The 19,181-nt window shown below is 64.9% G+C and carries 20 protein-coding genes and 2 pseudogenes; 12 read left to right on the top strand and 10 right to left on the bottom strand.

What is annotated here, in order from left to right; translation table 11 throughout:
* Window positions 1-96: 96 nt before the first annotated feature.
* Window positions 97-1,428, top strand: a complete 1,332-nt coding sequence (locus FUT88_RS00515; RefSeq protein WP_147213368.1) for an MFS transporter — start codon at window positions 97-99, stop codon at window positions 1,426-1,428.
* A 36-nt stretch (window positions 1,429-1,464) separates the two neighbouring features.
* On the opposite strand, the gene FUT88_RS00520 is transcribed toward FUT88_RS00515, so the two are convergent.
* On the bottom strand, window positions 1,465-2,217 hold the full coding sequence (locus FUT88_RS00520; RefSeq protein ID WP_147213369.1) for an oxidoreductase: 753 nt from the start codon (window positions 2,215-2,217) through the stop codon (window positions 1,465-1,467).
* A gap of 311 nt (window positions 2,218-2,528) precedes the next feature.
* Between FUT88_RS00520 and FUT88_RS00525 the strand changes: the two genes are divergently transcribed.
* Window positions 2,529-2,813: an HU family DNA-binding protein gene (locus FUT88_RS00525; protein ID WP_003272088.1), complete on the top strand. Its 285-nt coding sequence runs from the start codon at window positions 2,529-2,531 to the stop codon at window positions 2,811-2,813.
* A 98-nt stretch (window positions 2,814-2,911) separates the two neighbouring features.
* Here FUT88_RS00525 and FUT88_RS00530 read toward each other — a convergent pair whose 3' ends face one another.
* From FUT88_RS00530 to FUT88_RS00560, 7 genes and pseudogenes are all read right to left on the bottom strand, one after another.
* Window positions 2,912-3,490 carry a HutD family protein gene (locus FUT88_RS00530; protein ID WP_147213370.1) on the bottom strand — a complete coding sequence of 193 codons (579 nt, stop codon included), beginning with the start codon at window positions 3,488-3,490 and terminating at the stop codon, window positions 2,912-2,914.
* Window positions 3,487-4,440 carry a formimidoylglutamase gene (gene hutG / locus FUT88_RS00535; RefSeq protein ID WP_147213371.1) on the bottom strand — a complete coding sequence of 318 codons (954 nt, stop codon included), beginning with the start codon at window positions 4,438-4,440 and terminating at the stop codon, window positions 3,487-3,489. The genes FUT88_RS00530 and hutG overlap by 4 nt, the downstream gene beginning before the upstream one ends.
* A 2-nt stretch (window positions 4,441-4,442) precedes the next feature.
* Complete coding sequence (locus FUT88_RS00540; RefSeq protein WP_102066690.1) at window positions 4,443-5,243, bottom strand: amino acid ABC transporter ATP-binding protein; 801 nt, start codon at window positions 5,241-5,243, stop codon at window positions 4,443-4,445.
* Window positions 5,240-5,908: an amino acid ABC transporter permease gene (locus FUT88_RS00545; RefSeq protein WP_147213372.1), complete on the bottom strand. Its 669-nt coding sequence runs from the start codon at window positions 5,906-5,908 to the stop codon at window positions 5,240-5,242. Before FUT88_RS00545 ends, FUT88_RS00540 begins: the two co-directional genes overlap by 4 nt.
* 18 nt (window positions 5,909-5,926) lie before the next feature.
* Window positions 5,927-6,691: a glutamine ABC transporter substrate-binding protein gene (locus FUT88_RS00550; protein WP_102066692.1), complete on the bottom strand. Its 765-nt coding sequence runs from the start codon at window positions 6,689-6,691 to the stop codon at window positions 5,927-5,929.
* Window positions 6,692-6,751: 60 nt separating this feature from the next.
* Window positions 6,752-7,521 (bottom strand): annotated as a pseudogene (locus FUT88_RS00555) (IclR family transcriptional regulator).
* A gap of 109 nt (window positions 7,522-7,630) precedes the next feature.
* Window positions 7,631-8,152: a hypothetical protein gene (locus FUT88_RS00560; protein ID WP_147213373.1), complete on the bottom strand. Its 522-nt coding sequence runs from the start codon at window positions 8,150-8,152 to the stop codon at window positions 7,631-7,633.
* A gap of 257 nt (window positions 8,153-8,409) precedes the next feature.
* On the opposite strand from FUT88_RS00560, the gene FUT88_RS00565 reads away from it, so the two are divergent.
* The 3 genes from FUT88_RS00565 to FUT88_RS00575 all read left to right on the top strand — a co-directional run bounded on the left by FUT88_RS00565 (window position 8,410) and on the right by FUT88_RS00575 (window position 10,753).
* Window positions 8,410-8,955 (top strand): ester cyclase, encoded by a 546-nt coding sequence (locus tag FUT88_RS00565; protein WP_147213374.1) that lies wholly within the window; start codon window positions 8,410-8,412, stop codon window positions 8,953-8,955.
* A 145-nt stretch (window positions 8,956-9,100) separates the two neighbouring features.
* Window positions 9,101-10,030: a DUF2167 domain-containing protein gene (locus FUT88_RS00570; RefSeq protein ID WP_147213375.1), complete on the top strand. Its 930-nt coding sequence runs from the start codon at window positions 9,101-9,103 to the stop codon at window positions 10,028-10,030.
* A 3-nt stretch (window positions 10,031-10,033) separates the two neighbouring features.
* Window positions 10,034-10,753, top strand: coding sequence for a site-2 protease family protein (locus FUT88_RS00575; RefSeq protein WP_147213376.1), 720 nt, complete (start codon window positions 10,034-10,036; stop codon window positions 10,751-10,753).
* 52 nt (window positions 10,754-10,805) lie between these two features.
* On the opposite strand, the gene sodB is transcribed toward FUT88_RS00575, so the two are convergent.
* Together sodB and xseA are read right to left on the bottom strand one after the other, a co-directional pair.
* A complete protein-coding gene (gene sodB / locus FUT88_RS00580; protein WP_009241368.1) occupies window positions 10,806-11,384 on the bottom strand; it encodes a superoxide dismutase [Fe] in 579 nt (192 codons plus the stop codon).
* 147 nt (window positions 11,385-11,531) lie between these two features.
* Window positions 11,532-12,941: an exodeoxyribonuclease VII large subunit gene (xseA, locus tag FUT88_RS00585; RefSeq protein ID WP_147213427.1), complete on the bottom strand. Its 1,410-nt coding sequence runs from the start codon at window positions 12,939-12,941 to the stop codon at window positions 11,532-11,534.
* A 1,068-nt stretch (window positions 12,942-14,009) separates the two neighbouring features.
* On the opposite strand from xseA, the gene FUT88_RS00590 reads away from it, so the two are divergent.
* From FUT88_RS00590 to FUT88_RS00620, 7 genes and pseudogenes are all read left to right on the top strand, one after another.
* A complete protein-coding gene (locus tag FUT88_RS00590; protein ID WP_045202714.1) occupies window positions 14,010-14,630 on the top strand; it encodes a MotA/TolQ/ExbB proton channel family protein in 621 nt (206 codons plus the stop codon).
* A 28-nt stretch (window positions 14,631-14,658) separates the two neighbouring features.
* Window positions 14,659-15,087, top strand: coding sequence for an ExbD/TolR family protein (locus tag FUT88_RS00595; RefSeq protein ID WP_004631807.1), 429 nt, complete (start codon window positions 14,659-14,661; stop codon window positions 15,085-15,087).
* A gap of 27 nt (window positions 15,088-15,114) precedes the next feature.
* Window positions 15,115-16,164 carry a tetraacyldisaccharide 4'-kinase gene (gene lpxK, locus FUT88_RS00600; RefSeq protein ID WP_147213377.1) on the top strand — a complete coding sequence of 350 codons (1,050 nt, stop codon included), beginning with the start codon at window positions 15,115-15,117 and terminating at the stop codon, window positions 16,162-16,164.
* Window positions 16,165-16,232: 68 nt separating this feature from the next.
* The gene (locus FUT88_RS00605; protein ID WP_004631803.1) at window positions 16,233-16,421 is read left to right on the top strand and encodes a Trm112 family protein; all 189 of its coding nucleotides are present in this window, start codon (window positions 16,233-16,235) and stop codon (window positions 16,419-16,421) included.
* 16 nt (window positions 16,422-16,437) lie between these two features.
* On the top strand, window positions 16,438-17,244 hold the full coding sequence (gene kdsB, locus FUT88_RS00610) for a 3-deoxy-manno-octulosonate cytidylyltransferase (RefSeq protein ID WP_147213378.1): 807 nt from the start codon (window positions 16,438-16,440) through the stop codon (window positions 17,242-17,244).
* 346 nt (window positions 17,245-17,590) lie between these two features.
* Window positions 17,591-18,258: pseudogene (gene adk, locus FUT88_RS00615) on the top strand (adenylate kinase).
* Window positions 18,259-18,416: 158 nt separating this feature from the next.
* On the top strand, window positions 18,417-19,175 hold the full coding sequence (locus tag FUT88_RS00620) for a 3-hydroxyacyl-CoA dehydrogenase (RefSeq protein ID WP_147213380.1): 759 nt from the start codon (window positions 18,417-18,419) through the stop codon (window positions 19,173-19,175).
* Window positions 19,176-19,181 lie beyond the last annotated feature (6 nt).

A 19,181-nucleotide genomic window follows, 5' to 3' on the forward strand; every position in this document is an offset into this window, starting at 1 on the left:
AAATCCTTGCCGGATCACTTACCATGACCGCTTCGCCGCCCGCGCTGGGGAGAGATCGAGGCAGGCGATGCCCACAAAACACTGGAGGACACATCCATGCAAGCCACGGCAGCGCCCACCCACGGCGATCGGGCACCGGCACCCGCCATCACGGCGGCCACCCGACGCAAGGCCATCATCGCCGCCACCATCGGCAACGGCCTCGAATGGTTCGACTTCACGGTCTACAGCTTTTTCGCCGTCATCATCGCCAAGCTGTTCTTCCCCACCGGCAACGACTTCACCTCGTTCATGCTGACGGTCGCCACGTTTGGCGTGGGGTTCTTCATGCGGCCGGTCGGTGCCGTCGTGCTCGGCATCTACGCCGACCGCGTGGGCCGCAAGGCTGCACTCACGCTCACCATCATGCTGATGGCGATCGGCACGGCCATCATCGGCCTCGCGCCGACGTACGCGCAAATCGGTATCGGGGCGCCCATCCTGATCGTCATCGCCCGGCTCATCCAGGGCTTCTCGGCCGGCGGTGAAGTCGGCGGCGCCACGGCGTTCCTGATCGAGTATTCACCGGACGAACGGCGCGGCTATTTCGCGAGCTGGCAGCAGGCGAGCCAGGGCATCTCGTTCATCCTGGGTGCCGCCATGGGCGCGATCGTCACGAATGGCCTGTCGCCCGAGCAGATCGATGCGTGGGGCTGGCGCATTCCGTTCCTGTTCGGTCTGCTGATCGGGCCGGTCGGCATGTACATCCGCTCGCACCTGCATGAGCCGCCCGCGTTCGAAGCGCAGAAGGAAAAGGCCGCGAAGGAATCGCGTCTGGCACCGCTGTCGCAAGTGCTGCGCGATCATCCGCGCGAAGTGCTCGGCGGCCTGGGCGTGACGATCCTCTGGACGGTCTGCACCTACACGCTGGTGTTCTACATGCCGACGTATGCGAAGCAACAGCTCGGTCTGCCGCTGGGGGCGACGTTCCAGTCGACAGCGCTGTGCGGCGCAATCATCTTCGTGCTGTGCCCGCTCATGGGCACGCTGTCCGATCGCATCGGCCGCAAACGCATGCTGGGCACGGTGGCGCTCATCATTGCTGCTGCGGCGTATCCGCTCTTCCACTGGCTCAACGTCCACCCGACGGTGCAGACGCTGCTGCAGGTGCAGGTGATCCTGGGTGTGTTGCTGGCGGCGTTCACGGGCCCGGCCCCCGCCGTGCTGGCCGAGCAGTTCCCGACGGCGGTGCGCTCCACCGGCCTGTCGATCTCGTACAACCTGGCGGTCACCATCTTCGGCGGCTTTGCCCCGCTGATCGTCACGTGGTTGATTGCGAGCTCCGGCAGCAAGCTCGCACCGTCGTACTACGTGATGGCCGCTGCCATCATCAGCGTGTTTGCGCTGTCGCTGATGCACGACCGCACGGGCAAGCCGATCGAAAAGTAATTGCGTGAAATAGACGCAGACGACACGGCCGGTGGATCACCCCACCGGCCGTTCGTCTTCTGCTGCCAGCAACGCAGCGTTTTCCAAAACCCGAGCACCCGGCGCATCCACCCGCGCTGCGGTGACGAGTGCAGCCGCCACCGATTCCGCCGACACCGGCCGCCACGTCCTGGGCACCATCCATCCGATTGCGCGCGACAGGCCCTGCGCAACGCGTTCACCGAGCCGGAATTCTGCGCGCGTGCCGAGCAGCAGCGAAGGCCGGACCACCGTCACCGACGGAAAGCCGATCGACAGGATTTCTGCCTCCACCTCGCCCTTGCAGCGGTTGTAGAAAACGCGCGAGCGCGCATCGGCGCCCAACGCACTCACCAGCAGAAAATGATGCGCGCCAGCGGCAAACGCGCGCCGCGCCAATTCCACCGGATACTCGACATCAACGCGCCGGAATGCCGCCTCGGAACCGGCCTGCCGGATGGTCGTGCCGAGCGCGCAGATGACGATATCGACGGCAAACGCCGACTGCGTTTCCGGCGCATCGAGGCGATCGAAATCCACCACGCATTCGCGCAATCGACCGGGCATCGCCTGCCCTGCTGTCAAGGCCCCGCGCCGCCGTACGAGCGCGGTCACGCTGCCCGCCCAGGGCTGCGCGACGAGACGACGCACCACAGCCCGGCCCACAAGTCCGTTGGCGCCGGCCACAAGAACAGCCGGTCCGCGCGGCTGCTCCAGCGTTTCGCCGTGGGCCGCGAAGCCTTGTCCGACAGGCATTTGCGAACTCGACATGATGTTCTCCATGAAGTTTTCACGGGCTCGGAAGCACAGTGTACGGCGTCCGCCGAGCCGGCTTTCTGCAGTGCTGGCTGCGCGCTTTCGGTGCGTTTCCGGAGCGGGCAACGCTGGCGGAAATGCAAACAAACCCCGTCGATATCAGGTGTTTCCCGGATAGCCGCCCGCAAACCCAGGCGGGGCAAGTGTCGGCTGCAAGCAACGGCCCGCAAACCCTTGCAGTTAGGGGATGTGCAACCCTTCGCAACGGTGATATAAAACGGGTCGCAGTACAACGCTGTCCAACAAACCTGAAGTGGGGAACTGACATGACGACCAAATCCGAACTCGTAGCCGCCATTGCGAAAGACGCTGAACTGAGCAACGCCGCCGCCGAGCGCGCGCTGAACTCCGCGCTGGAAAACATCAAGAAGACCGTCGCCAAGGGCGGCACCATCACGCTGGTTGGCTTCGGTTCGTTCTCGTCGGGCAAGCGTGCTGCACGCACCGGCCGCAACCCGCGCACGGGCGAAGCCATCAAGATCCCGGCAACCAAGACCGTGAAGTTCACGGCTGGCAAGGGCTTCAAGGACGCCGTGAACAAGAAGAAGTAAGAGTCTTCTGCCGAGCCTGGCATGCGTGCCTGGCCGGGAGACTTGCAAGGGACCCTACGGGGTCCCTTTTCTTTTGACGCGTTTGATGTGGCGCAAGGTCAGGCGACCGGCCACAAGCCCACGAGGTAACCGACCGAACCGACACGCGCGACAAGCGTATCCGCATCGCCCTCTGCATCGAGCCATGCCGCGGCGCCCTGCGGGATATCGTCAACGCCGATCGACAATACGCCGTGCACGCAATACACCAGCCACTGCATGCCCTGATGCAGGCTCGGCAATGAACGACGCTCGCCGGCCGCCAGAGCGATGGCCTCGGCGTGATGCGCCCAGGCGTCGCGCCGCGTCATCACGTTGAAATCCGACAGCGGCGCATCCAGCGTGGCATGCACCTCGGCCTCACCGGGAAACCGCGCGGGCGCTTCGCCGGGCGCGAGCGTCACGGCTTCGGCGTCGGCGCAATGCATCGTCAGCCGGCCGCCCGCAATCACCGCCAATGAGCGGTCAATACCGGCAAAGCGCGAGAACGGCCCGGCCGCATCCACCTGTGCGGTGCTCACGCGCCAGTCGAAATTGTCGAGCGTGGCGCCCGCCGGCGCGATGGCGATTTCGGTCGTGACACCGCCACCGTTCTTCCACGGCATGCGGCGCATTGCATCTGCAGGAATCAGCTTCATGAGCGACGCAACAGGTGATACGCCAGACGTGCCGCCACGCGCACGGTGCGGCGGTCCTGGTCGTATTCGGGGTTGGTTTCGGCGATGTCCGCCACGCGCACCTTGCCCGTTGAGCAGACACGCTGCACCAGCGCTTCGAGCACCGGCAGCGTGGTGCCGTAGGCCGCAGGCGCGGACACGCCAGGCGCCACGGCGGCGGCCAGCACATCCATGTCGATGGTCAGGTAGACATGATCGGCATCAGCCAACCACGCATCGAGATCGGCCATGCGCGCATCGAGGTGCCGCTCCTGCACGTCGGTGTCTTCGACGTAGTGCGCGTGCAGTGCGTCGGCGCGGTCGAACAGCGCGGGCGTGTTCGACAGGCGGCTGACACCGAGGCAGCAATACGTCAGGTCGATGCCGTGCGCGGCGCAGTCTTCGGCGATCTGGTCGAACGGCGTGCCGGAGTTGCCGGGGCGGCTCGTGCGCAGGTCGAAATGCGCATCAAAATTGACGACCGCAAGACGCCCGCGCCAGCCTTGCTTCTGCCAATGCTGACGCAGGCCTTGGTACGTGCCGAAAGCAACCTCGTGGCCGCCGCCGAGCACGACCGGCCGCGCACCGGCATCCAGCAACGCGCACACGCTGTGCCCAAGCGCGGCTTGCGCGCGTTCCAGATCGCCATCGTCACACGTGACATCGCCCGCGTCGGCAAGCACCGACAGGCCATGCGCGGGCACGTTGGCCAACGCACGGCGAATTTCCCGCGGCCCCTGCGCCGCACCCGCACGGCCGTGATTGCGTACCACGCCCGCATCGCACGCAAAACCCAGCAGCGCGGGCGCGCCGGACAATGTCGTCGCATCAGCCGATTGCACGACCTGGAACAGGCGCGTCACGTCACCGCGTTCGCCGGTGTCGTCACGCCCCTGCCAGATGGAAGCATCGAACGTTGCAGCTTCAGTCATCGTCATGCGCGTGTCAGCACCGCTTGCAGGAACGAACGCGTGCGCGCTTCCTTGGGCTCGCCAAAGATGACCGACGGCGGCCCGGCTTCGACGATGCCGCCGCCGTCCATCACCACCACCACGTCGGCCACCTCGCGCGCGAAACCCATCTCGTGCGTGACGACCAGCATCGTCATGCCTTCCTTGGCGAGCAGCTTCATCACTTGCAGCACTTCGCCGACGAGTTCCGGATCAAGCGCGGAGGTCGGCTCGTCGAACAGCATCACCTTGGGCCGCATCGCCAGCGCGCGCGCAATCGCCACGCGCTGCTTCTGTCCGCCCGACAGACTCGCGGGCATCGCGTCGGCCTTGTGCGCCAGGCCCACTTTCTGCAGCAGCTCGCGCGCTTCTGTTTCGGCTTCGTGCTTCGACTTGCCACTCAGCATGCGCGGGCCAACGGTGACGTTGTGCAGCACCGAAAGATGCGGGAACAGGTTGAACGACTGGAACACCATGCCGACCTGTTGCCGCAGCTGATTCAACTCGCCGTCGGGCAGCAGCTTGCCGTTGTCGATCAGGCGCTTGCCGCAGATGTCGATGGTGCCGCCTTCGGCTGTTTCGAGCCCGTTGCAGCAGCGCAGGAACGTGCTCTTGCCCGACCCGCTGGGGCCGATGACGACCACCACCTGCGAGGCGTCGACGTCAAAGTCGATGCCCTTGAGCACGGTGTGATCGCCATACGATTTGGTGAGCCCGCGGATCTGGATCATGGGCACATCCAGCGCGGACTTGAGTGTTTGCAGGTTCGCATTCGTCATGTTCATTGCACCATGCCTCCCGCACGGATGTTGCGTTCAAGGCGGTGCAGCAGATAGCTGGCGGCACTGGTCAGCACCAGGTACACCAGCGCAATCGCCAGATACACCTCCAGCGAGCGATACGACACGCTGATGATCTTCTGCCCTTCGTGCATCAGGTCGTGGATCGTCAGCAGCGACACCAGCGCCGAGTTCTTGATCAGCGCGATGAACTCGTTGCCCAGCGGCGGAATCATCCGCACCACGGCCTGCGGCAGGATGATCGCGCGCATCGACTGCGCCGACGACATGCCGATCGAGCGTGCCGCCTCCATCTGCCCGCGATCCACCGACTGGATCGCGCCGCGCACGATTTCCGACACATAGGCGCCCGAATACACGCCCAGCCCCAGCACGCCGCACACAAACGCCGGCAGCAGGATGTCGAACTGCGGCAGCCCGAAGAACAGCAGAAAAAGCTGCACCAGCAGCGGCGTGCCACGGATGAACGTTACGTACACCGTGCAGATGCCGTAGATGAATCGGCGGCGCGGGTTCAACCGCCCGATGCCGATCAGCAAGCCGAGCACGCAGCCGAGCACCAGCGCGGCGGCCGTCACCTCAACCGTGACGAGCGCACCGCGCAGGATGTCCGTCCAACCGGCCCAGACAGGAGAGAAATCCAGTTCCATCAGCGTGTCCGTCGGTCGTTACTTGGCAGCGGCGCCAAACCACTTCTTGACGATCTGGTCGTACGTGCCGTCGGCCTTGATCTTCTCCAGCGCGGCGTTCAGTGCCTTGGTCAATTCGGGCTGATCTCGGCGCACGGCGATGCCGTATTCCTCCGTGGTCAGCGCGGGCTCAACCAGGCGCAGGCCCGGACGCGCCTTGACGTAATACGCGGCAGCGGGGCGACCCGTGACGGCGGCATCGGCGCGGCCGATTTCGACGAGGTTGAACATCTGCTCGTTCTTTTCGACTTCCACGCGCTCGACCTTCGGATAGTTTTCCTTCAGGTAGTTGACCGACTTGGTACCGACCTGCACGCTGACCTTCTTGCCGTTCAGATCCGCCGGCGTCTTGATGGCCGTGTTGCCTTGCTTGACCATCGCGACCAGGCCGCCGTGGTAGTACGGCACCGTGAAATCAACCACCTTCTTGCGCTCTTCCGTGATGTAGATGCCCGAGATGGCCACGTCGAAGCGGCGCGAGATCAGGCCCGGCACGAGGCCCTTGAAGTCGATGTCCGTCCATTCGACCGGACGGCCCATGGTGCGGGCCAGCGCTTCGATCAGGTCCACATCAAAGCCGGTGCGCTTGCCGTTTTCGACAAACTCCATCGGCGCGAATGTCGCGTCGGTGGCAACGCGCAGCGGCTCCCCAGCGGCGTGCGCGGCGGTCGCGAAAGACGCCGCGGCGGACAACGCCACGGCACAAGCCAGCATCGAATGCATGAAACGACGACGATTCCCCATGAGTGGTCTCCTTGTGTGATGCGTGTGGGGTGAGAAAAAAAGATCGGAAAAATCGAGAATTCAAAGGTCCTGCAGCCGTGCGGAAATGGACGTCGCCGCTGCAACGGTCATGTCGATGAGGCGTTGCTCCTTGCCGCGCACGCGCGTTGCTGGCGCCATCAGCGTGATGGAGCCGAGCGCGTGGCCGGGCAGCCGGAACACCGGCACGCTCACGCCCCAGACGCCCGGGTCGACCTCGCCTTCGGACAGCGCATAGCCTGCGGCGCGAATGTCGGAGAGTTCAGCTTGCAGTTGCGCCTGGGTGTCGGCATCGATGGCCAGCAGATCGGCCAGGATGGCACGCGCCGCAGCGGGCGGCATGAAGGCGAGCAACGACTTGGCGGAGGCGCCGGCCAGCAGCGGCACGCCGCGCCCTTTCTCGAACGAGCAGCGCAGCGACTGCTGGCTCTCGACCATCTCCAGGCAGACGGCCTGGTCCTTCACGGCCACGACCAATCCCACCGATTCGCCCGACTCCGCCACCAGCTTGGCCATGCCGATGCGCGCCTCCTGCACGAGATGGGAGGCGTGGTCGAAACCGAGTGCGAGCTGCAGGCTGATCGGCCCCGGGGCATAGGTGCCGGCCGATTCCAGCACGAAGCCCCAACGCTTGAGCATCGCCACCTGGCGGTACAGCGTGCTCTGCGGCAGGCCGGTCAGTTCGACCAGCTCGCGCGCGCCACCGGGCGACCGTGACGCGCGATGGTGGCGAGCACCATCAGCACGCGGTCCGAGCCGCTCGTGGCGGCAGCGGATTGTGCTGGCGAAGGGGCCAAGCCCGGCTCGGTCATCGCGAAACTCCGTCGAGTGATGTTGCGACGGAGAATGCGGCGATTTTCTCAATTCATCAACGCTGAATTCCCATTGAACGGGAATTCATCGCGAATTCGGTATTTACACCTAGGACGCATCGATCACATTTCCGGCGCCTTCATCCAGTCGCGCTTCCAGAAACGCGACAACGGCGTGGGCGGATGCCTCGCTGCGGCAGGTCGTCAGCGCGGCGTACAGCGGTGCGGCCAGGCCGTTGAGAAAGTCGATGGGCGCTTCCGGACCTTCGGCGAGATAGCGCTGCAACGCCGAGAACGCGCCGGCTTGGCTCAAGCGCCAGTCCGCAATCGAGGCCTGCCGCACGTGGCGCGGCGCAAATGGCGTGGACGACACCGGCTTGGGCGGCTTGGGCGCGGTCTTGATGGGCGCGCGGCTTGCGACATGGCCGTCGGCAATCAGGCGCGCGAGGTCTTCGGCACGGTCTTCGATATCGGGGCCGGCGCTGCTCAACTGCGCCAGGATGTCCGCCGCGCAGCGCTCGCCATTGACCAGCAGCAGGATCGCCCGCTGCCGATGCGTGACGTGCCCGCTGCGCGTTTGCAGCTCCTGCGTGCCGCGCTCCGTGCGCGACAGGATATGGCTCAGATCCACCGTCCCCTCCCTTGTTTTTTTTTTGCGTCTGTCGGATGAGAGGCCAGTCTAGAAAAACCCGGCGCGGCGCGGACCATTCGAACGCCGCGGGGGGCGCGATACCGACTATCACGTGCGCTCGATTGCGTTCGTGCGGAGGAGCGGCATGGCAATCGATCATCAAATCCGGATTGAAACCAGATCGACTCACAGGCCCTTTATCGTCTGCGATTGGAAATCTACAGTGCAGCGCATTGCCACCCAAACGGAGTTTCACCATGTTCATCCGCCCCGCCCTGCTTGCCGCCGCCGTGCTGACGCTGCCAACTGCAATCGGCATCGCGCCGGCAGCGGCTGCGTCAATGTCCGATGCCGACCTCATCCGCCCAGACCACGTCGCCGCAGCGGACACGCCGCAGGCCGCAGCCGCCGTGCTCGCTGCGCGCCGCTACGCCACCTTCTGGCATACCGGCGATGCCCGCTATGCCACGGAAGCGCTGTCGCCCGCGTTTGTCGACCGCACACTGCCCGCCGGACGCGTGCAGGGCACGCAAGGCCCGCTCGATGCGTCCAAGGCGTTTCACACGGCCGTGCCTGACATGCGCGTGGAGATCGAAGACATGGTCGTCGCCGGCGACCGCGTCTCGGTTCACCTGCGCTTTCGCGGACACTTCACTGGCGAATTCGGCCGCACGCACGGGCAGAACCAGCCGATCGACTTCCAGGCCTTCGACCTGTACCGCATCGCCGACGGCAAGATCGCCGAAAACTGGCACCTGGAAGACAACCAGACATTGCTGCGGCAGATGGGCCTTCAACCGTAATCCTCACGGCTTCATTAACGCCCATTAACAGCCCTGCTGCCCGCTCCCGCTATGCTTCGGCCCAGCTTGCAGACCGCTGATGCGGCTGCCCAAGCGTCAGAAAAATCGAGCCAATCAACACACAAGAACATCTTCGGGAGAAGCAATGGGAAAGGGGTTTCAGGGCGCGTTGCGCGCCTGCGCGGGCACACTCGCCTGCGCAGCAGTGCTGGGCGCAACGAGCTTGACGGGCGCTACGGCAGCCCACGCGCAACAGGCCAGCGATCCGCAACAGGAAATGAAGCAGGCCTGGGCCGCTGCCAAGGCCGCTGCGAAGGTCGGCCCCACGTCGATCGAATTACGAGACCAGGCCACGCTCAAGATCGGCAAGGACGAGGTCTTTATTCCACAGCCGGCCGCGGGGCAGCTCATGCACGCCATGGGCAACAGCAACAACCCCGACATGCTCGGCCTGGTCATGCCCACCAGCGACGACGACGAATGGATGGTCGTCGCCAAGTACGAGGCCTCGGGCTACATCAAGGACGACGACGCCCGCGACTGGAACGTCGACGATCTATACAAATCGCTCAAGGAAGGCACCGCTGCTGCCAACGAAGAGCGCGAGAAGCGCGGCATCCCCGCACTGGAAATCCAAGGCTGGGTCGAGCGTCCGCACTATGACGCCGCCACGCACCGCCTGATCTGGTCGATGGCTGCACGCTCCAAGGGCCAGCCCGCTGATGACCCCGGCGCGGTGAACTACAACACTTATGCACTGGGCCGCGACGGCTACATCAGCCTGAACCTGATCACCGGCCGCAACCACGTCGACACCGACAAACCCGCCGTGCAAAAGCTGCTCGCCGATCTCGATTTCAAAGACGGCAAGCGCTACACCGATTTCAACGCGAAGACCGACAAGGTCGCCGAGTACGGCCTGGCCGCGCTGGTCGGTGGCATCGCCGCCAAGAAGCTCGGCCTGTTTGCGGTGATCGCCGCGTTCCTCGCGAAGTTTGCCAAGGTGGCGATCCTGGCGGTGGCAGGCTTTGGCGCGGCCTTCGCGAAGTTCTTCAAGCGCAAGCCGAGCGCATAAGCCGTGGCCAAGCTGCTGATCCTGCTGTTTTCAGGGCTGAAGTTCGGCAAGCTGCTGACCACCGGCGGCACGATGCTGCTGTCGGTGGCCGCCTATGCCTTCGTGTTCGGCTGGCGCTATGCGGTGGGTTTCGTGGTGCTGCTGTTCATCCACGAGATGGGCCATTTCATGGCGGCACGCCAACGCGGGTTGGCCGTGGGCGCGCCGACCTTCATCCCGTTCGTGGGTGCGTGGATCGACCTGAAAGAGCAGCCGATGGATGTGGAAACCGAGGCCCATATCGGCCTGGCCGGCCCCGTCGCCGGCACGGTCGGCGCGATGCTGTGCTACGGGCTCGCGCGCTACACCGACAGCCAGTTGCTGCTGGCGCTGGCCTACGCCGGCTGCTTCCTCAACCTGTTCAACCTGATCCCGCTGTCACCGTTTGACGGCGGACGGATTACGGCGGTGCTGTCGCCGCGCATCTGGTTTCTAGGCGTGCCGGTGCTGGTGGCGCTGTTCGTCTGGCGGCCGAGCCCGATCCTGATTCTGATTGCGGTGCTGGCCGTGCCGCAGTTGATGAAGGCGTGGCGCTACGACCCGGATGCGCCGGAAAACCGCGCGTACTACAGCATCTCGAACGAGTCGCGGCTGACTTACACCGTCTACTACATCGGCCTGGTCGTGTTCCTGGCGATGATGAGCCACGAGCTGCACGACATGCTGGGCAGCGTGCGCGCATAAAAAAACCTCCGCCGGTGCGGAGGTTTTTTCTGAATCGCCGGAGCGATTCGCCTTAGGCGAAGTTCTTGGCAACGAAGTCCCAGTTGACCAGGTTCCAGAACGCCTCGACGTACTTGGGACGAGCGTTGCGGTAGTCGATGTAGTAGGCGTGTTCCCATACGTCGCAGGTCAGCAGCGGCTTGGCGTCGGTCGTCAGCGGCGTGGCGGCGTTGGAGGTCGACACCAGATCCAGCGAGCCGTCGGCCTTCTTCACCAGCCAGGCCCAGCCCGAACCGAACGTGCCGATGGCCGTCTTGGTGAACTCTTCCTTGAACTTGTCGAAGCTGCCCCACTTGGCGTTGATGGCGTCAGCCAGCGCGCCGGTCGGAGCGCCGCCGCCTTGCGGCTTCAGGCCGTTCCAGTAGAACGTGTGGTTCCAGACCTGTGCGGCGTTGTTGAACACACCGCCCGAGGACTTCTTGACGATGTCTTCCAGGCTCAGGTTCTCGAACTCGGTGCCCTTGATCAGGTTGTTCAGGTTCGTGACGTAGGTCTGGTGGTGCTTGCCGTAGTGGAACTCCAGCGTTTCCTTGGAGATGTGCGGCGCCAGAGCGTCTTGGGCGTACGGCAGCGGGGGGAGCGTGTGTTCCATTGTTCTTGCCTTCTGTGGGTTGTACAGGTTGGGAGCGACGATTGTAGGAGACTTGCAAAACCGGCGCAAACCGCAGGCTAAATAGTCGGAATACCCGCTAAACGCGTGCGGAATCGCGATCATTGCCGCGATCAGGTCATGCGCTGGTCACAGTTCGAGCTTCGGTTGCACGCGGGCGATTTCGATGTCGGCCGTGCCTTGCGCCAGCCGCGCCTCGATGCGCGCCCGGGCATGCAATGCGTTCGGATCGCGGATGGCGTGGCCCTTGGCATCGAGCAACACCGCATAGCCGCGCTCCAGCGTGCGCTGCGGCGCCAGCAGTTCCAGACCGGCGTGCTGACGCGCCAGGCGTTCCTGGGCGCGAGACAGCGTGTCTCGCATGACGCGTGCCAGCGTCGCTTCGGCTTGCTGGAGGCGCGTGCGCTCTCGCGTGGCGTCGGGGCGCGCCGCGGACAGGCGCATCGTCAGCAGACGCTGGAGATGTTCCGCACGCTGCATGCGGCCGGTCAGGGCAAAGCGCAGGCGGCCCTCCAGATGGGCGAGTTGCGTGCGGCGTTCGCGCATCTGCGCCTGCGGGCTGCGCAGGCGGCGCGCGAGCCAATCGACGGTCTGCGCGCGGCGATCGAGCTGCCGGCGGAACTGGGCAGACAGCGCATCCCAGTCACGCCCCACATCGCGCAGCATGCGCGCACGGTCCGGGCTGACCAGTTCGGCCGCTGCGGTGGGCGTGGGCGCGCGCACGTCGGCCACAAAGTCGACGATCGTCACATCCGTCTCGTGACCGACACCGGCCACGATGGGAATTTCCGATGCGGCCACCGCGCGCGCCACCGGCTCTTCGTTGAAGGCCCAGAGGTCTTCAATGCTGCCGCCGCCCCGGCACAGGATGACCACGTCGACCTCTGCCCGGGCATTGACCCGTTCCAGCATGGCGGCGATGCGCTCCGACGCCCCGGCACCCTGCACCGGCACGGGATACACCACCACCGGCACATGCGGCGCACGCCGGCGCAGCGTGGTCAGCACGTCGCGCAAGGCCGCCGCCTGCAGCGACGTCACCACGCCAATCGCGCGCGGATGCCGTGGCAGCGGCCGCTTGCGGTCGGCATCGAACAGCCCTTGCGCTTCCAGCGCGGCCTTCAGCAGCAGGAAGGCCTCGTACAGATTGCCCAGACCGGCGCGGCGGATGGCTTCGACGCTCAATTGCAGCTCGCCGCGCGCTTCGTACAGCGTGACCAGCGCGCGCACCTCGACGGCCTCGCCTTCGCGCGGGGTGAAATCGGCGTACTGGTTGCGACCCTTGAACATCACGCAGCGAATCTGCGCGCCTGTGTCCTTGAGCGAAAAATACCAATGGCCGCTCGCTGCGCGCGTGAAGTTGGAAATCTCGCCGCGCACCCAGCCCAGCGGAAAGTTGCGTTCGAGCAGCCCCGCAATGCGGCGATTGACGTCGCTGACGGTGAGCACTTCCTGTCCGCCACGGGTCGGTGCAGACGCGGCAGCAGGTGCGGCCGGCATCTCCGAGGAGGGGGCGGGCGTGGGTGCGGAGGCATCCATCCAGAACGGGCGGCGGGAAGACGGCGGCGGGGTCATAAGTGGTGCGAGCAGCGCAAAACAATGAGGCTTCGGGTCGACTTCTACCTTGAATAGGGGAGGCAACGCATGGCAAGTGGGCTACCTGTCCACAGCATAACGTGCTTGTCAAGCTTGACAGAGGTCAGGTGACGCGCTCTCTGCATTTTGACGCAACCCGTTGATTCTTATGAAAAATCCACCCATGTCAAAATTTCAGCAACGCAAGTAATTTCGTTCTGCGTCAAGCATTTAGCGCGAGCGCCCCAAGGATGTTCACAAAGTTATCCACAGCATCGCTGGAAAACCGCGGTGTGACGCCTGGGCGGTGGATAAATCGGCCGTCGATTCTCACACGTCAGGGCTGCGTCTCCACAGTTTTTCGCCGGAATCGCCACTGCTCAATTTTTAAGCGCAACACCGAACACCGTTTTGAATCAGTCACTTAAGGTGCTTGTCCGGGCAATGTCCACAACTGGTCCACAAGACTGTCCCGTGTCGGTGTGGATTTCCGCGCCCTTTTTTGAGGCGCGCCTCCGGTCTTCTCCAAATTCCCGCAAAACCCCCCTTGCCTGAATTTTAAGCAGGTCATCGGACTTCCTTTTGGATCAAGCACTTAGCGTGCTTGTTGAGGCAATGTCCACAACCCATCCACAAGACTGTCCCGCAGCGGTGTGGATTACCCGCCGTTTTGCCGGGCCAGCGCGCGCTTTTTCATGGATGGACCGCGAAAACGCCGGTTGCATATTTTTTAAGCAAGACCCCGAACACCCTTTCGCATCAAGCACTTAGTTTGCTTGTTCGGGCAATGTCCACAACCCGTCCACAAGACTGTCCCGCCTGGCTGTGGATTGCGCGGCCAGTCTCTTTCGTGACAGCGCGTTGACCGTCGCCCGCGCATGTCGCGATGCTGCGCCATCGTGTTGCCGAGGCAGGTCCGACGCGCTAGAGTGCTGCCTGTTTTTGCCGCAACGGACAGCGTTCGGGGACGCGGACGGCACGAGCACACCATCAGAATCACACTCCTTCCACAACGACAAAACGGGTTGTCCAGTGTTTTCCATCATTCAAGCCGCCGGCTGGCCGATCTGGCCGCTGTTGATCGCCTCGGTGCTCGCACTCGCGCTCATCATCGAACGCTTCGTCGCCCTGCAACGCAAGAAGATCATTCCGCCCAAGGTCTATGACGAGGCGCTGGCCGTCGCGCATCAGCGCCGCGCCACACCGGAAGTGGTGAATACGCTGGAACAGGGCTCGCCGCTGGGCCGCCTGCTAGCTGCCGCGCTGCGCCACGTGGTGCTGCATCCGAACACCACGCGCGATGCCGCCAAGGAAGTGGTGGAAGAAGCCGGCCAGAACGTTGCCCACCGCCTGGAGCGCTACCTGAACGCGCTTGGCACGATTGCCTCGGTGGCGCCGCTGATGGGCCTGTTCGGCACGGTCGTCGGCATGATCGAGATATTCGGCAGCCAGACCGCCGCGGGCACGAACCCGCAGGCGCTGGCGCACGGTATCTCGGTCGCGCTGTACAACACGGCGCTGGGCTTGGTGGTGGCCATCCCGACGCTGATCTTCTGGCGCTACTTCCGTGGCGTGGTGGATAACTACGTGGTCGAGCTGGAGCATCTGTCCACCACGTACCTCGACGCGATCCTGCCGCCGCGGCGCGGCTGATCCGGGCCACGCCTTACTGGAAACAGCCATGCGCTTCCGCCCGCGCCGTGCCCGCGAAGAGCCGGAGATCAACCTGATCCCGCTGATCGACGTGCTGCTCGTGATCCTCATCTTCCTGATGATCACGACCACGTATTCCCGCTACACCGAACTGAAGGTCAACCTGCCCACCGCCGAGGCTGAGAAAGCCACCGAGCGTCCGGGCCAGATCGTCGTGTCCGTCACCGCCAACGGCGTCTACTCTGTCGACAAGCAGGTGCTCGACACGCGCGATGTCACCAGCCTGGCCGATGCGCTCCGCAATGCCGCAGGCAAGGCCGGCGGCCCCGAGCCCATCGTCATCGTCAACGCCGATGCGCAAGCCGCGCACCAGGCAGTGGTCAATGTCATGGAAGCCGCGCGAGTGGCCGGTCTTTCGCACCTGACCTTCGCCACGCAAACCGGCAACGCCCGCTAAGAGACCGCTTCTCAACCACCATCACGCATGCCCGTCGCCCAGCACCGTCTCGCCAGCTTCGTCACCCGCCAATGGCAGCAACGCGGCTGGTTTGCGTGGGTGATGTGGCCGCTGTCGTGGCTGTTTGGTGGGATCAGCGCGCTGCGCCGGCTGCTGTTCCGCCTTGGCGTGCTGCGCTCGGTGCGGCTGCCGATGCCGGTGGTGGTGATCGGCAATGTCACCGTGGGCGGCGCCGGCAAGACGCCCGCCGTGATTGCGCTGGCCTCGGCGCTAGCTGAAGCCGGCCTGCGCCCGGGCATCGTCTCGCGCGGCTACGGTGCGCAACTGAAGCATCCTCGCCCTGTGCGAGAACACTCTCGCGCAGAAGACGTGGGCGATGAACCGCTGCTGATCGCCCGCGCCACCGATCTGCCGGTGTGGGTCTTCCCCGACCGCGTGCTGTGCGCGCAGACGCTGCTGGCCTCGCACCCGGGCTGCAACGTGATCGTCTGCGACGACGGCCTGCAGCACTATCGCCTGCGCCGCGATATCGAAATCATTGTGTTCGACACGCGCATGGGCGGCAACGGCTTCCTGCTGCCCGCCGGCCCCCTGCGCGAACCGATGACGCGCCGCCGTGACGCCACGCTCATCAACGATCCGAACTACCGCGCCACACCGGACCGCCCGGACGTGTTCGGCATGCACCTCGAGCTGCAGGACGCCTACAACCTGGCCGACCCCGCGCTGCGCCGCCCGCTGGCCCAGTTCGCCCGCATTGAAGGCGCGCAATTGCTGGCCGCGGCCGGCATCGGCAACCCCGAGCGCTTCTTCGCTTCGCTGCGCGCCGCCGGCCTCAAGCCGAGCACGCTGCCGCTGCCCGATCACTACGATTTCGCTGACAACCCGTTCACCGACAGCCACGCCGAGGTCATCCTGATCACCGAAAAGGATGCCGTAAAATGCGGCCATCTCGACGACCCGCGCATCTGGGTGGTGCCGACCACGCCGGTGGTCGACGCGGCGCTGGTCGAACAGGTCTGCCAGCGCGTGCGCGCCCTGGCCGATCGCGCAACGCTCAAGGCAAGCGCACAATAACGCCACCCTTCCGCTGTACCGGCGCGCCGCCCTTCGCCTTGAGCGGCCGCCACGGAGCCTCTACCGCCATGGACAATCGCCTGCTGGAAATCCTCGTCTGCCCGTTGTGCAAGGGCACGCTGCAACACGACCGCGCCAATAACGAACTCATTTGCCACGTCGACAAGCTGGCCTACCCGATCCGCGACGGCATCCCCGTCATGCTGGCTGACGAAGCGCGCCAGACCGTGGAAGGCACGCCAGTCGATCCGGCCTGATACGAAGGTCGCCGCCATGTCGCACCCGCCATTCATCGCTGTCATTCCCGCGCGGCTGGCGTCCACGCGGCTGCCCAACAAACCGCTGGCCGACATCGACGGCAAGCCGATGGTGGTGCGCGTGGCTGAACGCGCGCATCAGTCGTCCGCCGCGCGCGTGGTGGTCGCCACCGATGCAGCGTCGGTCGCCGATGCCTGCATGCAGCATCACGTGGAAGCCGTGCTCACACGCGCCGACCACGCCTCGGGCACCGACCGCCTGGCCGAAGTGGCCACCGTGCTGGGCCTGCCCGATGACGCCATTGTCGTCAACGTGCAAGGCGACGAGCCGCTGATCGCACCGACGCTGATCGACAACGTGGCCGCGCACCTGCGCGACCATCCCGACTGCGCCATCGCCACCGCTGCCCACCCGATCCACGACCCGGCCGACGTGTTCAACCCGAACGTCGTCAAGGTCGTGCTCGACGCTGCTGAACGCGCACTGTTGTTCTCGCGCGCGCCGCTGCCCTGGGCGCGCGACACCTGGACGCCCGCGGTCATGGCGCGGTCCGTTGTGGAGCGCCCGTTGCCGGCCATGCCCGTGCTGCGCCATATCGGCATCTACGCGTACCGCGCCGGATTCCTGCGCCGCTTCCCGCAATTGGCCGCCGCCCCCATCGAGCAGACGGAGCAGTTGGAGCAGCTGCGCGCCATGTGGCACGGTGAACGCATTGCCGTGCTGACCACCGAAGACGCACCCGCCGCCGGCGTCGACACCCCCGAAGACCTTGCACGGGTGCGCGCCGCCTGGGCTGAACTTCTGGCCCAGGACGGCCCCTGAGCCCGCGATTTCTCTGAACTTTGCGTGCGGGGCTGCCAAAACCCCGTCCTCGCCATGGCATAATCGCGAGGACGACAAGCCGCATGACGGTGCCCACGCAGGCGCCACAGCGGCGACAGGGAGACAGATCGAGCCATGGGTGCCGCCGTCCGGCGGACGCCTGATTCCCCAGAGTCCGGTAAGGCTGGCGTCAACTTCGCCCGCTAGGCTGCCTGTTCGCGTCGATTGCGTCGCCATGGCTTGACCACCAGGCGTATTGGGAATCCGCCCTCTTGGACCGATTCCCAACGCGCTTCACACAGCTTGACAGCGCGACAGGATTCGAAAACTTGAGGAACTCGTCACCATGCGGTTGATTCTGTTGGGCGCGCCGGCGCCGGCAAAGGTACGCAAGCCAAATTCATCTGCGAAAAGTTCGGCATTCCGCAGATCTCCACCGGCGACATGCTGCGCGCGGCCGTCAAGGCCGGCACCCCGCTAGGTATCGAAGCAAAGAAGGTGATGGATGCCGGCGGTCTGGTGTCGGACGACATCATCATCGGCCTCGTGAAAGACCGCCTGCAACAACCCGACTGCAAGAACGGCTACCTGTTCGACGGCTTCCCGCGCACCATTCCGCAAGCGGAAGCCATGAAAGACGCCGCTGTGGCGATCGACTACGTGCTGGAAATCGACGTGCCATTCGACGCCATCATCGAGCGCATGAGCGGCCGCCGCGTGCACGTGGCGTCGGGCCGCACGTACCACGTCAAGTACAACCCGCCCAAGACCGAAGGCGTGGATGACGAAACCGGCGAACCGCTGATCCAGCGCGACGACGACAAGGAAGAGACCGTGCGCAAGCGCCTGGACGTGTATGAGAACCAGACGCGTCCGCTGGTCGACTACTACTCCCAATGGGCCGCCAACGGCAACGGCGCCGCCAAGGTCGCGCCGCCGAAGTACCGCAAGATCAGCGGCGTGGGCAACGTCGATGAAATCACGGCCCGCGTGTTCGGTGCGCTGCAAGACTGAGCGCACCACGCAATACCCGCGACGAAAAAAGGCGCCTCGATCATGAGGCGCCCTTTTTTTTGCCCGATCGCCGACCGCTTCGCGCTACCATACGACGCTGAACTTGACGCGAACGTAAACGTCAAGTAACTCGCAAACCACACACAAGGAGACATGGCATGGAGATTCGCGATCAGGTATTCATCGTCACCGGCGGCGCGTCGGGACTGGGCGCAGGCACGGCACGAACGTTGGCCGAAGCTGGCGGCAAGGTGGTGATTGCAGACCTGAACGAGGCCGCCGGCACCGCGCTGGCGCAGGAATTAGGCGGCCGCTTCGTGCGTTGCGACGTCACGTCCGAGGCCGACGGGCAAGCGGTGGTGGACGCCGCCACGTCGCTGGGCACGCTGCGCGGGCTGGTGAACTGCGCGGGCATCGCGACAGCGTCGCGCACGGTGGGCAAGACGGGGCCGCACCCGCTGGACCAATTTGCACGCGTGATCAACATCAACCTGATCGGAACGTTCAACATGATCCGCCTGGCCGCGACGGCCATGGCCGGCAACACGCCCAACGCCGGCGGCGAGCGCGGTGTGATCATCAACACGGCATCGGTGGCGGCATTTGACGGGCAGATTGGCCAGGCGGCCTACGCGGCGTCCAAGGGCGGCGTGGTGGCGATGACGCTGGCGATTGCGCGTGACCTGTCGCGCGACGGCATCCGCGTGATGACGATTGCACCGGGCATTTTCGAGACGCCGATGCTGCTTGGCATGCCGGCCGAAGTGCAGGACGCCCTGGGCAAGATGGTGCCGTTCCCGCCGCGCCTCGGTAAGCCGGCGGAGTATGCGCAGCTTGCGCGCGCGATCGTCGAGAACCCGATGCTCAATGGCGAGACCATCCGCCTGGATGGCGCCATCCGCATGCAGCCGAAATAAGCGCGG

It is taken from the genome of Ralstonia sp. TCR112 (assembly GCF_007997035.1).
In the GTDB taxonomy this organism is placed as follows: Bacteria; Pseudomonadota; Gammaproteobacteria; order Burkholderiales; family Burkholderiaceae; genus Ralstonia; species Ralstonia edaphi.

What these genes read in the sequence shown, in the direction of transcription:
- FUT88_RS00540 (WP_102066690.1), bottom strand. Translation starts at nt 5,243, where the DNA reads ATGAACATGACGAATGCGAACCTGCAAACACTCAAGTCCGCGCTGGAT.
- FUT88_RS00520 (WP_147213369.1), bottom strand. Translation starts at nt 2,217, where the DNA reads ATGTCGAGTTCGCAAATGCCTGTCGGACAAGGCTTCGCGGCCCACGGC.
- FUT88_RS00530 (WP_147213370.1), bottom strand. Translation starts at nt 3,490, where the DNA reads ATGAAGCTGATTCCTGCAGATGCAATGCGCCGCATGCCGTGGAAGAAC.
- FUT88_RS00620 (WP_147213380.1), top strand. Translation starts at nt 18,417, where the DNA reads ATGGAGATTCGCGATCAGGTATTCATCGTCACCGGCGGCGCGTCGGGA.
- sodB (WP_009241368.1), bottom strand. Translation starts at nt 11,384, where the DNA reads ATGGAACACACGCTCCCCCCGCTGCCGTACGCCCAAGACGCTCTGGCG.
- FUT88_RS00515 (WP_147213368.1), top strand. Translation starts at nt 97, where the DNA reads ATGCAAGCCACGGCAGCGCCCACCCACGGCGATCGGGCACCGGCACCC.
- FUT88_RS00550 (WP_102066692.1), bottom strand. Translation starts at nt 6,691, where the DNA reads ATGGGGAATCGTCGTCGTTTCATGCATTCGATGCTGGCTTGTGCCGTG.
- FUT88_RS00545 (WP_147213372.1), bottom strand. Translation starts at nt 5,908, where the DNA reads ATGGAACTGGATTTCTCTCCTGTCTGGGCCGGTTGGACGGACATCCTG.
- xseA (WP_147213427.1), bottom strand. Translation starts at nt 12,941, where the DNA reads ATGGATGCCTCCGCACCCACGCCCGCCCCCTCCTCGGAGATGCCGGCC.
- kdsB (WP_147213378.1), top strand. Translation starts at nt 16,438, where the DNA reads ATGTCGCACCCGCCATTCATCGCTGTCATTCCCGCGCGGCTGGCGTCC.
- FUT88_RS00570 (WP_147213375.1), top strand. Translation starts at nt 9,101, where the DNA reads ATGGGAAAGGGGTTTCAGGGCGCGTTGCGCGCCTGCGCGGGCACACTC.
- FUT88_RS00605 (WP_004631803.1), top strand. Translation starts at nt 16,233, where the DNA reads ATGGACAATCGCCTGCTGGAAATCCTCGTCTGCCCGTTGTGCAAGGGC.
- FUT88_RS00525 (WP_003272088.1), top strand. Translation starts at nt 2,529, where the DNA reads ATGACGACCAAATCCGAACTCGTAGCCGCCATTGCGAAAGACGCTGAA.
- FUT88_RS00595 (WP_004631807.1), top strand. Translation starts at nt 14,659, where the DNA reads ATGCGCTTCCGCCCGCGCCGTGCCCGCGAAGAGCCGGAGATCAACCTG.
- hutG (WP_147213371.1), bottom strand. Translation starts at nt 4,440, where the DNA reads ATGACTGAAGCTGCAACGTTCGATGCTTCCATCTGGCAGGGGCGTGAC.
- FUT88_RS00565 (WP_147213374.1), top strand. Translation starts at nt 8,410, where the DNA reads ATGTTCATCCGCCCCGCCCTGCTTGCCGCCGCCGTGCTGACGCTGCCA.
- lpxK (WP_147213377.1), top strand. Translation starts at nt 15,115, where the DNA reads ATGCCCGTCGCCCAGCACCGTCTCGCCAGCTTCGTCACCCGCCAATGG.